Raw genomic sequence first — 14,441 nt, 5'->3', positions numbered from 1 at the left:
TAAAGCCCACCTATTGAATATTATTTTAGTTTTTAAAACTTCATTACATCCTTCACTACCCCATTCTTTTGAGTATGTTGTAGTAATTCAGCTTCTATAAATGTTTTGATCTGCTCTTCCGAAGTATCACTTGGGAATAAAAGATGTACGTTGGCACCTGCATCCAAAGTAAAAAATAACGGCAGACCAGTATCTCTTCTAAAATCCCAGATTTTATTGATTACCTCTAAAGTTCCTGTTTTCATCAGGATAAAAGCTGGATCACTCATCATCATCATGGCGTGAAGAGTAAGAGCTTCATGTTCTACCAATTTGATAAAGCGTTCCATATCTCCGCTTCTCAGAATTTCCTTCATCGGAACAAAGTTTTCCCTTGCTTCCTGGAATCTTCTTTCTGCATATGGATTGGTATTCATCAGACCGTGTCCAACTGTTGAAGAAACACTTTTCTGACCTTCATGAATCAATAATACCCAATCATTGAAGCTCTTAAACACTGCATGAATTTCAGCCTCAGGATAAGGAACAGCAAATAGATCAGAGCTTCCCTGAACCTCTCCTGTTTCTCCCCAAACAATCAATCCGTTGTATAAACTCCTGCATGCACTACCGCTTCCTAATCTGGATAAAAATGATGCTTTTCTCAAAGATTCTTCTTCAGAGGTTTTCCCTGTAAATTTTTCATCCAATGCCATAAGACATTTAGCAATAGCTCCGAATCCTGATGCAGAGCTTGCAATCCCTGAACTGTGCGGGAAGGTATTTTCTGTTCTGATAATGTATTTTCCTTTTAAAATCCAAGGTAAATACTGCTCGATATTTTTGAAGTATTTTTCAATTTTTTCAGCAAACTTCACTTCTTCATTTCCAGCCAAAAATGTTTGTACAGAGAAAGGTTCATCTGCTAAAAACTCCATAGTTGTATTCGTCTTACAATGGTTTAAAGTATAACTGATACTTGGATTAGCCGGAATCTGATTCTCATATTTTCCCCAATATTTAATCAGGGCAATATTAGAAGGGCAGCTCTCTGAAACCGTGTGTGTATGAATGGTAAAATTTTCTTTTCCTATAAATTGTGTTGTCATAGTTTAATTTAAGTGATGCAACTTAAGTGTTTAAAACTTTCGCGTTTTTTGTGACTTATAAATAGATTAATACATTTTCTCTATAATATCCGCATATTTTTTAAGAACCACATTTCTTTTTACTTTCAATGTTGGAGTAATTTCTCCTGTATTGATATCAAATTCTGCCGGCATTAGTGTGAATTTCTTCACTTTTTCATAATCGGCAAGATGGGTTTGCAGTTCTTTGATTTTCTCTTTATAAAGACTGATGATCTTATCATTTTTTACGGCTTCTTCCCAATTGGTGAAAGGGATATTATTTTTCTTAATATAATCCTGTAAAAACTCAAAATTTGGAACGATTAAAGCAGATACAAACTGTCTTCCTTCTGCTACCAGCATGATCTGCTGAATAAAATTATTATTAGTCAGAAGGTTTTCAATCTGCTGTGGAGCAATATATTTCCCGTTAGAAGTTTTCATCAGATCCTTGAGCCTGTCTGTAATAATCAGGTTACCTTTATCATCAATTTTACCTGCATCACCGGTTTTAAACCAACCGTCTTCTGTAAATACTTTTTCAGTTTCTTCAGGTCTGTTATAATACCCTTTCATGATTCCGTTTCCTCTGGCCTGGATCTCATCACTTTCCCCAATGCGGATTTCTACTCCTGGAAGTGGTTTTCCACTCGTAGCATGTTCAAAATGAGTTAAAGGAAATAGTGTTAAAGTAGCTGTAGTTTCTGTTAAACCATATCCAACAGTAACATGAATGCCCACTGATTCAAAGAATCGGGTTACTTCAGGTGATAATGAGGCTCCTCCACAAGGTAAGAACCACAATCTTCCGCCCATTTTATTTTTGATCTTACTGAAGACCAGCATATCTGCCACGGATTCTTTTAATTTTAATCCAAAAGGAACCGGTCTTTCATTTCTTCTTAGTTCTGCAGTTTCCCATCCGGTTTTTAAAGCCCAGTCAAAGATCTTTTTCTTCAGTGAAGAGCCTTCTTCTGCCTTTTCCAGCACTCCCGCATATACTTTTTGGAAGAATCTTGGTACTGCACACATTGCAGTAGGTTTTACTTCTTCCAAAGCTTTGGCTACATTTTTCGGATCTTCAAGGAAATAAACTCTCGCGCCGCCATAAAGACATAACAAGCTCCAGCTTCTTTCAAACACATGGCTTAATGGTAAAAATGCCAGTGAAAGTTCTTCTTCAAAGTTTTTAAATTTAAAAAATTCAAAGTGAGAATCAAAAGCTTTGATGAAATTCCCATGGGTAAGCATCACCCCTTTAGGGGTTCCTGTAGTTCCGGAAGTATAAATCAACGTTGCCGTATCTTCATTTTCCTTCTTACAAATCTCCAGTTCTGAGGAAGCTTTTGCAATAAAATCTTCAAGATAAAAACTATTGAGTTCTTTCTTGATCCACACTGCTTTTTTAGAAATTATGATGGTTTCAAGATGGTTATCTTCATGATGTAAAATTTCCAGACAGGCATCATATTGCATTTGGTTTCCTACCAGGATCACCTTAGCTTCTGAATCTTTAATGATATATTCTGCCTGCTCCGCATTATTGGTAGAGTAAATAGGAACTGTAATTGCTCCAATAGCCATTGCAGCCAGATCCATAATCATCCATTCAGATGAATTGTCTGAATAAATAGCCACTTTATCGTTTTCCTGAACTCCTGCTTCTTTTAAAGCATTGGCCATTTTAAAAATAATTTCACTGAATTTTTTCCAGCTCAGCTCTTTCCAGGCTTCTTCTTTCTTTTTAAAGCCGATTGCCGCTTTTATAGGATGTTTTTCTACATTTTTAAGGATTATTGCCTCTGCAAGATTCATTTCTTCAGCTTTTTGTCGTTAATATAATTGTTCAGGTGAAAGTCGATACTTTCTTGGATGGGAATAAACCGATAATTCAGTTTCTCCGTGACTTTGTGATTGGAAATAGTGTTGAATGAAGAGATTGCTTCAATATTGGATTCTGTAGCCATTTTCAGCTTGGGAATTAACCATCCGAAAAGGATATTAGCCCATTTCCCTATGTTTAATATTGATCTTGAAAGAATTCTGGCCTCTTTAAGCCCCAATTGGGTTCTGATCTGTTTGGCCAGATCGGCATACCTGTTATTTTCGGAAACGATGATAAAGCGTTCTCCAAAAATATTGTTTTCCATAAGTTCTATGGCCGTTTTAGCAACATCTCTCACATCTACATAAGCGGATCCGCCTGCAAACGTAAAGCTATTATCTTCAAAAGTTGAAAAAAGCTCACCACTGCTTTGTGTCCAGTTTCCGCTTCCCACGATCATTCCAGGGTTAATGATGACAACATTCATTCCCTCAGCAGAAGCTCTCCAGGCTTCCATTTCAGATAGGTGTTTGGAAATAGCATAGGCTGAGTGCTCCAATTTCGGATTAAAATCAGAACCTTCGTCCAGCTCTCCCTTTTCATTATAATTGTCTAAAACAGCTACAGAGCTTACATGCAGAAACTTTTTAACACCTGATCCTTCACAGGCATACAACAAGTTTTCAGTACCTTTAATATTAGTGTGGTACATCTCTTTTTCATCTTTGGGATGAAAACTTACTTTTGCAGCACAATGATACACCTCATCTACTCCATTTAATGCATCCTTTAAAGAATCAATATCATCAAAATCTACATTTATCCATTCGATCTTATTGAAAAAATCATCAGGATTCTCTGTATAAAAGCCGTATGAATGCCTTACTTCGTTTAAATTGCTGCCCGGTCTCTTGGAAGCACGTACATTTTTACCTCTTTTAAGAAGTTCCAGCACGATTATTCTTCCCAGAATCCCAGTTGCACCCGTTACAAAAACCATTAATTATGTTACTTGATTGCTGACTAAAATATGACAATATTTTCTATCCGGCAATTCTTGAGGTTCCTGCAAAAGTTACCCTAAAAACTGCTTTTGCAAATTTGCGATTTTTAAAGCAAAATTCAACTTTATTTAACCAATATTATCATTCTGGAAATCAGAAAATATGAATTTTAAATACAGAATAATTTTATTTTAACCACAAATCGAAGATTCCACAAAGTCAAAGGCACAAAAGTTTTTGAACACTTAAGTTTTTGACAGGGTGGTAAAAAAAGCCCTGAAAGCTAAAAAACTTCCAGGACTACTATATAAAAAAATTAATCATTTATACCATCACAATATTATCTCTTCTCGGCACTTTGTCACAAAGCACATCTGCAATACTTTTAGAGATAAGATTTCCTTCCGTAAGATTATCCAGCCAGAAGAATTCTCCGGCAGCATTGATTTCTATAAAATAATATTCATCTTCAGGAGAAACAATTATATCTATGGCTCCATAATCTACATTGTAAACATCAAGAAGCTCCAGAAGCTTTTCTTTAACATCTGTAGGTAATTCTGTCTGGGTCCATTTATCAAGCAGATTAACCCCATCTTTCCTCCAGTCAACTTTAGCATCTTCAAATTGTTGAGAATCCACTTCAAAAGCATAGATTTCTCTTCCCACAATAGTCACACGAAGTTCTTTCTTCTTTTGGATCATTTTTTGAAACTGCATCGGACAATACAGCAGTGAATCCAGTTCTTCCAATTTATCTTCTCTTACAACATTAGTAAATACTACATTCTCTACTCCGTCTTCATAGATCGCAAATCCTGTTTGCATCTTGGCAACCACATTCTGATGTTTCAGAATAAATTGTTTTGCTTCTTCGGGATTGTTAGTCAGACAGGTTTCCGGTATGGAAAGCCCTATTTTATGAGCAATTTTAAGCTGTTCTTCTTTACTATCAAGCCTTCTGTAAATACTGGGTTTTCCTAATGAGTAAACATCAATAGATTCAAAGAATCCAAATAAAGTATTACGAATCTCACCCATAGCTGCACTATAGAACTTAGCCTCCATTTCGTCTTTCAATCCTTTACCGATATTATAAGCCCGGCGGTACCAGACTGCTGAAATATCATCTAAACGGTATTTTTTCTCAGCTGTTTCAAGCACAGTCACCCATTCCCCATTCTGAAAAACAGTGGACAATTTATTTTGTAAAGGATATAAGTCAACATCAAAGCGAATGACTTCACAATGGTTTTCTTCAATATATTTTGTTACTTTTTCAATGGAAAAATTATCTGCAGTATGTGTTATAATTAAAATTTTATTCATGGATATTAATTCTTTTGATAAGATGATCGGCAATTCTTTCTGCAATAGGAAATCCCAGTTCTTTTTGAAGCATTCCCCATTCTCCCTGCGGATTGACTTCAAGGAAATAATATTTCCCATCTTTCCCACGGATCATATCAATAGCGCCGGTATACAATCCCATTTCCTTCATCATAGAGGTCAGATTGGCTTTGATTTCATCAGGCAGTTCATAGGTTATCCAGAAATAATCTTCATGACCGACCCTCCAATCTGCATTTTCACTGTTGTTGATCTTTCCCGTAAAAAATTCCCCATCTACATACATGATTCTCAATTCATATTCTTTATTGATATAAGGCTGAAAAATCATGGGACAGTAGATAATATCTGAAAGATTCTCCAGTGTTTCCTGTTCAATGATCATCGTGGAGATTAGATTTTCACCACTCATTGTTTTCCGGGTGACCCCATGAAGTTTGGCAATCGCTTTTCCTGAACAATGCTGGTCAAAAAAAGCCTTTACTTTATCTTCATCATTGGAAAAAATAGTAGAAGGAATGGTTAGATTATTTTTGCCGGCTATTTTGAGCTGAAGCATTTTATTTGCATCGATTTTCTTTTCCTGTTCATAAGGATTGATCCACGGAAGATGTTCTAAGTGCGTAAACAGATTATAACGGAAACTTCCATATTCATTCAGAAAAATTTTCTCGTATTCCTGGTCCAATTCTTCAGGAACACTGATCCGCCATGCTTTTCTATGCCATACTCCTGTAATTTCATTGGAATGGATGGAATTTCCTTCCTCATCCGTTATCTCAAATGAGCTCTCGTAGATACTGATCTTCTGAAAATGATTCAGTCGATCAGAATTCAATCTGAAATAGGGAATATTTTTAGAAGAAATGTACTGAAAGAAAAGATCAATAGTATAAAAATCCTGCGAGTGAGTGATACAGAGAATCATTTGCCGATTTTATTAAAAAGGGAAACTTAAGATGTTAAGTTTCCCCGTTTGTTACAATTTTGTTAATATGTTACTATAAAATAATCATTTTATAATTCAGCTGAATCATCATCTCCATCAGAAGGATATTTCATAGTATGTTCCATATCGTTTAACTTAGAAGTTACATCATCGATAATCGGTTTTGTAATAACATCTCTCTCTGGAATTGTAATAATCGTTCCTCCTTTTACTGTTTCAGGATCTTTAAGTTGTTTTTCAAGAAATGACGCGAAAAACGGTTTCTTTTTTGAGTTTTTGTTTTCCATAAGTTAATATGTTTGTTTATTTGATAATCGAATGTACAAAAATTTCAACTTATGGAGAAATAAATTAATACTTTAAGATAATTTTAACATATTATCTCAATATAAAGTATATTATTAATTCAAACCGAGAAAATCCTTAACAACAATAGCAAAATCAACAGGATTTTCAGCCTGAACCCAGTGTCCTGCATTCTTAACCATAACAATTTTAGCTTTTGGAAATTGCTGCTTGATCCCATATTCATCCTGTGGTAAAATATAGTTGGACTTCTCCCCTGCAATGAACAAAGTTTCGCCTTCAAAAACGCCAAATTTCACAGCATTGGATACAAATTCATTATACTTCTCAGAAAGTGTTTTAAGATTAAATCTCCAATTCAGCTTTTTGTTATCGTCCCAGTACAGATTCTTGGTTAAAAACTGTATTGTTGATTTTTCTGGAATATACTGGTTCAAAACAGCTTCCACATCATTTCTTGAAGCTACCGTGTTGAAATCTACTGTTTCAAGAGCTTTGATAATTCCCTGGTGATGCGGTGGATATGCTTTTGGCGAAATATCTACTACAATTAGTTTTTCTACTTTTTCAGGATACTTCAGAGCAAACTGCATCACAGCTTTCCCTCCTAAGGAATGCCCTAAAACATGAGCTTTCTGAATGCCATAATGTGCCATATAACGGGCAATATCATCCGCCAGATCATCATGTGACATATCATCGGAATGAAAACTTCTTCCATGGTTTCTAAGATCAATTAGGTGTACCGGAAGATATTCTCCAAGATCTTTTCCAAAGCTTCCCCAATTATCAAGCATTCCAAACAATCCATGAAATACTAAAAGCGGCGTAGCAGTTAATTCTTCGCCAAATATTTTTGAGTTTAAGATTTCCATATTTTTAAAATAACAGATTTAGATATAGATTCCACAAGACGCAGAATACATGTTCATCATTAAGGCTTACGTTCAACGTCTGCATCTATTTTACCATTTCGCCAATCTTTTCAAATAAGACTGAACCGTATTTTCCAAGCCCATATACAATGCTTCAGAAACCAAAGCATGCCCAATAGACACTTCTAATAGGTTCGGAATATTGTCTGCGAAATATTTTAGATTTTCTAAGCTAAGATCATGACCTGCATTGATCCCTAAACCAAATTCATTAGCTGCAACAGCCGTATCATAATAAGGTTTGATCGCCTGTTCTTTATTGGATACATAGTTTTTTGCATAAGCCTCTGTATACAATTCAATTCTATCTGCTCCAGTTTTAGCAGCATATTCTACTAGCTCTGGCAAAGGATCAAGAAAGATAGAAGTACGAATACCTGCATTTTTAAATGCTGCAATAATTTCCGTAAGATAATCCAGGTGTTTTTTAGTATCCCAGCCTGCATTAGAAGTAATAGCATCATCTGCATCCGGAACCAAAGTTACCTGCTCTGGCTTCACGTCCAACACCATGTCAATAAAAGACTGATGTGGATTTCCTTCGATATTAAACTCAGTCGTCACCAATGGCTTCAGATCATACACATCTTTTCTTGTAATATGCCTTTCATCCGGTCGTGGGTGAATCGTAATTCCCTGACCACCGAATTCCTGAATCTTTATAGCTGCTTCTGTCACACTTGGTGTTTCACCTCCTCTTGCATTTCTTAATGTCGCAATCTTATTGATGTTTACGCTTAGTTTTGTCATTTTTATATTTAGATGTTAGATAGAAGAAGTTAGAAGATGGAAGATGGGGCTGGAAGTTGAGCCAGACTTATTACTTCTTTTTCACGTTCTAATTTCTTTATCATTTAAAATTGAATTTATTTTTTGAGCAAGTATTACTTTCTCTTTTAAACTTTAACACTTACCTGCATTACCTGAAGTTCAAACTCTTTGGATGCTACCAGTAGATGGTCAAAGATATCAGCCTGGATCTGCTCAAAATGTTCCCATTTTGAATCATTCGCAAAACAATACACTTCAAGCGGAAGTCCTTGTGGAGTAATTTCCAGCTGACGAACCATTCTCGTTGCATTTTTTTCGACATCAGGATCGTTCTCAATATATTTCTGTGCATAATACCTGAAAACCCCGATATTGGTAAGCTGTCTTCCATTGATAGTCTTATCATTATTGTTCAGGCTTTCTTTTTCTCTTCTGATTTCTCCTCTTTTTTGTTCCAGATAGTCTGCAATAAGGTTAATGTCTTTTAGACGCTCAATATCCTCATCAGTAAGAAACTTAAAGGAATTGATATTAAAGTAAATAGATTTCTTTATTCTCCTGTTATTGGATTCAGACATTACCTGCATATTTTTGATCTCCGTAGTCAGGAAATCATACGTAGGAATGGTAGAAATTGTTTTATCAAAATTGGTGATTTTAGTAGTTAAAAGGCTTATTTCCGTAATATTTCCTTCTATACTGTATTTGGGAATACTGATCCAATCACCTACTTTTAAATTCTTGGAAGTAGCTACGTGAATCCCGGTAACAAATCCCAGAATAGTATCCCTGAAAACAAGTACCAGAACTGCAGTTATTGCCCCAAGACTTCCTAAAATTGTTCCTCCTTTAATTCCAAAAATCAAGCAGATACCTATTACAGAAAGGACAAAGATTCCAAATATTTTTACACTTTCCGAAATAGCATTAAGCGTCATGATCTTGTAGTAATCCTGCTTAATCACAAAGTAATTTCTAAAAGCTGTTAAGGCTCTAAATAATAATCCTGCTATCACAAAAATAGTTGCTACTCCCACAATCATTTCCAGCAATGCAAAGCTTTTCGGATGTCTGTAGAAAACAGAAAACAAAGCATATCCGGCAAAGTTCAATGCTCCTAAATGAACCACAGAATTTGTAATTCTTGAATCATAAATTGACTTTAAAATAGGAAACTTTTCTTTATCAAAAAAGAATTTGAAAATAGTATTGACAATGAATTTAAAAATAAAATCCAAGATATAAATCATCCCTGCCAGAAATATAAATTTCAGCATAATCTGAATGGGAAGTGCCAGATCAGAATATACGTGATCCCTCACAAAATAATGGATCTGATCACTGATATTCTGTAAAAAATCTCTAGTATCTTGTATTTCGTCTTTCATTACAGCAAATTTATAAAATTAAGAATGATGATGTTGCTATTCCCAATCAATTTTCAGCCCAAAATATAAAGCTGGTTGTAAATTTCCGTTAAACTATTCAAAAATCTCCTGTATTTTCATACTTAGGCCTGTTTGTTGAATGACTAAGGTTTCATATATTCGTTTATATTTTAAAGAATGGATACAACTGTCATTAATATTCTCTGTCTTATTTTATTGTTTGTCGGCATATTAGGAACATTTCTCCCTGTTTTACCGGGTCTGCTATTAAGTATTTGCGGCTTGTTGATTTACAAATTCGGTACAGATGCTGATCTTCCGATGATCTATGTCTGGGCTTTTGGGATTCTCACAGCTGCCTCTGTGGTTTTAAGCTATGTAATTCCCGCAAGAACCAACAGAAAATATGGTGGGACCCGCTGGGGAAGTATTGGTTCGGTAGTAGGGACTATTGTCGGAATTTTTATTCCGATTCCATTAGGCTTCCTTATCGGTATGTTTGCAGGGGTATTTATCGGAGAAATGCTTCACGACAGCAAAGACATGAACAAAGCCTTACAGTCCACTAAAGGTGCTTTAATTGGGTTTATTTATGGTACAGGGTTCAGTTTTGTAGTGGGTGTGGCAATGTTTTTGGTAGTACTCCTTAATATGTTTGATATTATTTAACTCAAAAAAAGAAAAAATCATGCTTCATAAAGCCCTCTTATTTAGCCTGGGAATTTTCGCATTAACAGGATGCGAAGCCCAAAAGAAAACAAAAGCAGAAACAAAAACTCCTGAAATGACAACCCATACCCAATCGTCTGATGAACAAAAGAATGACCTCATCTATCTGACAGTGGGGGAAAATAAGTTCCTTTTGGAGTATAAAATGAACATCACATTCAAAGGAATTTCCGAAGACAGCCGCTGCCCTGAAGGGGTAAACTGTATTTGGGCCGGAGCTGCTCTTGCTCAAATTGAAGTTATGGGAACCTCTACCCGGCCTGTACTCCTGAATCTTGCCAGCATGGATTTCCCAAACAAAAACTATCATCAATCTGCTGAATTTAATGGTTACACCATCACACTCCAAGAAGTCAATCCTTACCCTAAATCAGGTGGAACTGAAGAGTTAAAAGGAAAATATAAAATAGCAGTCAGTATTAAAAAGAACAAAGCATCATCAGATACTACCAAGAAATCGCCTCCTTCCCTTTGGAAATAAGATACTCATTAATTTTTGAGAATGGTTTACTTCCAAAGAATCCTCTATAAACAGAGAATGGCGATGGGTGTGCCGATTTCAATATAAAATGCTTAGCCGGATCTATAAGTTCGGCTTTTTTTTGTGCAAATGCTCCCCACAATACAAAAACTACGTTTTCTTTTTTATCTGAAATTTCCTTGATGATATAGTTGGTAAATGTTTCCCAGCCGAGATCTTTATGAGAATTAGGTGAATGAGCACGAACCGTTAACGTTGCATTCAATAAAAGTACCCCTTGTTTTCCCCAATCATCTAATTCTTTGGAAGTTCTTACTACGCCAAGGTCATCTTTTAATTCAATAAAAATATTTTTAAGGGATGGCGGTGCTGTCACCTGCTCAGACACAGAAAAGCATAAACCATTTGCCTGAAAGTCATTATGATAAGGATCCTGGCCGATAATCACTACCTTCACATCTTCAAATGATGTAATTTCCAATGCTCTGAAGATTTGATTTTTAGGTGGAAAAACCTTAGTAGTTGCATATTCGTTCTTTACTTTTTCCCAAAGGGTTTTAAAGTATTCTGTACTTTTTATCGGGGCTAAAATTTCTGTCCAGGTCATATTGCAAAAGTAATTAATATTAAAATAAAAGCACAACTCATACTTTAAATATCTTCACTTTTCTTTTATGGAAATATTGTTTCATCCGACAATTAATCTCTATTTAATCTAAAAATAATATTGTCCGGATTATGTTCATCCTTTTCACCCTCTTCAAGAATAAAATGATATTTTAAAAGTAGTTTTTTTGAATTTTCATTAAATCTGCTTGTAATGGCTACAATCTGCTGCAACCCTAATTTATGAAATCCATACTCTAAAACAGCACTCAGCGCTTCAGACATAATTCCTTTTCTGTGATAACCAGGTAATAATTCATATCCCACTTCTGCCGTTTTTTTGTCTGGTGAAAAATTCCAAAGACATATCGTTCCAATAAGATTCCAGGAATCTTTATATGAAATTCCCCAAAAAGCGACCTCTTTGTCCTGAGTTTCTTTTTTGATATGTAAAATAAACTCCAGTGCGTCATAGTTGGTTTTCGGAGATCTCCTTTTCACATACATATTGGTTATTTCATTACTTCTGATACGCAGAATATCTTCTGTATGGGTTTCATTAATCTCTTTTAAGATCAGACGTTCTGTTTCCAGTTTCATATTTTTCATTAAAAATTACCCTCAAATCTCTGAAAAGAAATACAGAATAGGGAATCATTCTGCATTAATCTATTTTGTAAATCGCTCAAATATACGTAATAATCAAAATTCTCACTAAATTTGCATTGTGTATATAGATAAAGAAGATTTAGACGAATTAGAGTTTCCGCAATTGCTCGCGGAAATCTCCCCATTTGCGTATTCTCCCAAAACAAGAGAAAAAATTCTTCAACTTCGTCCGATGGAAATTGACGAGGCGGAACTTTCATTGAAAAAAACGTCAGAATATCTGTCGAGTTTTGAAAGTTCAAATGCGATTCCGTTTGATGAATATGAAGATATTGAAAGTGAGCTGAAACTGATGCTGATTGAGAATTACCGTCTGGAAAACAGTGCTTTCATCAAAATAAAAACCATCACGGAACAGATCGGAAGGTTACAAAAGTTCTTCCCTACCATGCCGGAAACATTTCCTACTTTACTGGAAGAGATTTCTGTACTGGAATTCAGAAAAGAGATCATCGAGAAGGTAGACAAGGTATTCAACCGTTTTGGTGAGGTAAAAAATGAGGCTTCTCCGGCTTTAAGAGGAATAAGAACTGAGATCCAGCATGCTAAAAAAGCGATTCAGGAAAATTTCAACCGTGCTCTGACCACCTACGGACAGAGTGACTTTTTGGATGATATACGGGAAACAATTATTGACGACCAAAGGGTTTTGGCGGTAAAATCAGGATTTAAAAAAAGAGTTCCGGGAAGAACCCTGGGAATTTCAAAAACAGGATCTATCACCTACATCCAGCCAGACAGTGTTGTAAAGCATTATTTCAAGCTTCGTGAAAATGAGGAAGAAGAGAAAAAAGAGATTGATAAAGTCTTAAGAACCCTTACTGCAGAGCTTGCAGAATTTCAACCTCAACTTTGGAGATATCAGGCGTATATTTTTGATCTTGATCTGGTAAGAGCAAAAGCTAAGTTTGCAGACCTGATCAATGGTATACTTCCTAAAATCAACCGCCATAGAACATTGAGACTGAAGGACGCTTTCCATCCTTTATTATGGTTAAGAAACAAGGTAGAGAACAAAACGATTCATCCCCAGACCCTGGCTTTAACGGATCACAATAGAATTATATGTATTTCAGGACCTAATGCCGGAGGAAAATCGATTACGCTGAAGACTGTAGGATTGCTTCAACTAATGATCCAAAGTGGTATTCTAGTTCCTGTTCATCCAAAATCCGAGATGTTTTTCTTTGAGAAGATCATGACTGATATTGGTGATAATCAATCCATTGAAAATCATCTATCCACCTATTCATCAAGGTTAAAGAAAATGTCCGGAATCATCCGTGAGGCTGATGCGAATACGCTTTTACTGATTGATGAGTTTGGAACAGGTTCTGATCCTGAATTAGGAGGTGCTTTGGCTGAAAGTTTCATGGAGTTTTTCTATGACAAGAAAAGTTTTGCGATCATTACCACGCACTATACGAATATCAAATTGGTGATAGAACAGCTTCCAAACGCTCAGAATGCAGCCATGCTTTTTAATGAAGAAACGCTGGAGCCCATGTACAAACTGGAAGTAGGACAAGCAGGAAGCTCATTTACTTTTGAAGTCGCTGAGAAGAATAAAATCCCAAGGTTTATCATTCATTCTGCCAAGAAAAAGGTGGAACATGATATTGTGAATCTTGATAAAACGATTGTAAAGCTACAACAGGAGAAATATGAGGTTGAAAAACTAAAAACTGACCTTGCCGAAAGAAAAGAGTCTGTAGAAGACAAACGTGATAATCTCCAAAAACTGAATGAACAGCTTCAGCAGAAACTGTTCAATTTCCAAAAGCTTTATGAAGAGGAACACCGTAAACTTCAGTTCGGAAACAAGATTGAAACTTTCATCGACAGCTATACAAAAGGAAAGTCTAGAAAAGATGTTGTAAAGGATTTTGTAAAACTGCTCGAACAGGAAAAATTCAGAAAGATTGGTGCTGATAAAGATGAATCCAAACGCCTTCAGGTGGTGAAGAGAAAGATCACCCAACAGCTTAAGAAGGAAGAGGTGATTGAAAAAATTGCTGAAACCAACGAAAAACTGGAGGAAAAACGTAAAAGCGACCGTGAAGTATGGATGAAAATAGGCCAGCGTGTCCGAATTACCGGAAGTACCAGCGTAGGAACCATTGAAAAAATTTCCAGAAATAAAGTGATTGTTAATTACGGAACTTTCAAAACAACAATTAATGCTGATGAATTAGAGAGAATCTAATCTATCTGAAAATGCATTAAGTTGAGAATTTGAAAATAAACTGAATACAATAATGGAAGAGAGTGTCTGAGGATACTCTCTTTTCTTTTGTAAATTGTTGTAATAATTTTCCT

The 14,441-nt window shown here is 35.6% G+C and carries 14 protein-coding genes; 3 read left to right on the top strand and 11 right to left on the bottom strand.

Translation table 11 applies throughout. From position 1 onward, the window contains the following. Positions 1–32 precede the first annotated feature (32 nt). The 9 genes from AC3HD6_RS02310 to AC3HD6_RS02270 all read right to left on the bottom strand — a co-directional run bounded on the left by AC3HD6_RS02310 (position 33) and on the right by AC3HD6_RS02270 (position 9,637). A complete protein-coding gene (locus tag AC3HD6_RS02310; protein ID WP_488894884.1) occupies positions 33–1,088 on the bottom strand; it encodes a diphosphomevalonate decarboxylase in 1,056 nt (351 codons plus the stop codon). A 66-nt stretch (positions 1,089–1,154) separates the two neighbouring features. After that, positions 1,155–2,924, bottom strand: coding sequence for an AMP-dependent synthetase/ligase (locus AC3HD6_RS02305; RefSeq protein ID WP_488894883.1), 1,770 nt, complete (start codon positions 2,922–2,924; stop codon positions 1,155–1,157). Continuing rightward, positions 2,921–3,934, bottom strand: coding sequence for an NAD-dependent epimerase/dehydratase family protein (locus AC3HD6_RS02300; RefSeq protein WP_488894882.1), 1,014 nt, complete (start codon positions 3,932–3,934; stop codon positions 2,921–2,923). The genes AC3HD6_RS02305 and AC3HD6_RS02300 overlap by 4 nt, the downstream gene beginning before the upstream one ends. Before the next feature lie 328 nt (positions 3,935–4,262). Beyond that, entirely contained in the window at positions 4,263–5,267 is a 1,005-nt protein-coding gene (locus AC3HD6_RS02295; protein ID WP_488894881.1) for an MvdD family ATP-grasp ribosomal peptide maturase, read from the bottom strand. Continuing rightward, positions 5,260–6,216, bottom strand: coding sequence for an MvdC/MvdD family ATP grasp protein (locus AC3HD6_RS02290; protein WP_488894880.1), 957 nt, complete (start codon positions 6,214–6,216; stop codon positions 5,260–5,262). Before AC3HD6_RS02290 ends, AC3HD6_RS02295 begins: the two co-directional genes overlap by 8 nt. A gap of 89 nt (positions 6,217–6,305) precedes the next feature. Continuing rightward, complete coding sequence (locus AC3HD6_RS02285; RefSeq protein ID WP_068944162.1) at positions 6,306–6,524, bottom strand: microviridin/marinostatin family tricyclic proteinase inhibitor; 219 nt, start codon at positions 6,522–6,524, stop codon at positions 6,306–6,308. Positions 6,525–6,638: 114 nt separating this feature from the next. Continuing rightward, the gene (locus AC3HD6_RS02280; RefSeq protein ID WP_488894879.1) at positions 6,639–7,418 is read right to left on the bottom strand and encodes an alpha/beta fold hydrolase; all 780 of its coding nucleotides are present in this window, start codon (positions 7,416–7,418) and stop codon (positions 6,639–6,641) included. Between the two features lie 90 nt (positions 7,419–7,508). Continuing rightward, a complete protein-coding gene (locus AC3HD6_RS02275) occupies positions 7,509–8,228 on the bottom strand; it encodes a pyridoxine 5'-phosphate synthase (RefSeq protein ID WP_488894878.1) in 720 nt (239 codons plus the stop codon). A 146-nt stretch (positions 8,229–8,374) separates the two neighbouring features. Continuing rightward, entirely contained in the window at positions 8,375–9,637 is a 1,263-nt protein-coding gene (locus tag AC3HD6_RS02270) for a mechanosensitive ion channel family protein (protein WP_488894877.1), read from the bottom strand. Between the two features lie 177 nt (positions 9,638–9,814). Between AC3HD6_RS02270 and AC3HD6_RS02265 the strand changes: the two genes are divergently transcribed. Together AC3HD6_RS02265 and AC3HD6_RS02260 are read left to right on the top strand one after the other, a co-directional pair. After that, entirely contained in the window at positions 9,815–10,306 is a 492-nt protein-coding gene (locus tag AC3HD6_RS02265) for a DUF456 domain-containing protein (protein ID WP_488894876.1), read from the top strand. A 19-nt stretch (positions 10,307–10,325) separates the two neighbouring features. Continuing rightward, the gene (locus AC3HD6_RS02260) at positions 10,326–10,847 is read left to right on the top strand and encodes a hypothetical protein (protein ID WP_488894875.1); all 522 of its coding nucleotides are present in this window, start codon (positions 10,326–10,328) and stop codon (positions 10,845–10,847) included. Here the strand turns inward: AC3HD6_RS02260 and AC3HD6_RS02255 are convergent. Both AC3HD6_RS02255 and AC3HD6_RS02250 read right to left on the bottom strand, forming a co-directional pair. Continuing rightward, on the bottom strand, positions 10,813–11,454 hold the full coding sequence (locus tag AC3HD6_RS02255) for a uracil-DNA glycosylase (RefSeq protein ID WP_488894874.1): 642 nt from the start codon (positions 11,452–11,454) through the stop codon (positions 10,813–10,815). The two genes, AC3HD6_RS02260 and AC3HD6_RS02255, sit on opposite strands and share 35 nt — an antisense overlap. Positions 11,455–11,546: 92 nt before the next feature. Next, positions 11,547–12,053, bottom strand: a complete 507-nt coding sequence (locus AC3HD6_RS02250; protein ID WP_488894873.1) for a GNAT family N-acetyltransferase — start codon at positions 12,051–12,053, stop codon at positions 11,547–11,549. 127 nt (positions 12,054–12,180) lie between these two features. On the opposite strand from AC3HD6_RS02250, the gene AC3HD6_RS02245 reads away from it, so the two are divergent. After that, positions 12,181–14,328: an endonuclease MutS2 gene (locus AC3HD6_RS02245; RefSeq protein ID WP_488894872.1), complete on the top strand. Its 2,148-nt coding sequence runs from the start codon at positions 12,181–12,183 to the stop codon at positions 14,326–14,328. Positions 14,329–14,441: the final 113 nt, after the last annotated feature.

This window comes from Chryseobacterium sp. II3a (assembly GCF_057815135.1).
Note: the sequence above shows the minus strand (reverse complement) of the source record. Positions and strands in the feature narration are given on the sequence as shown.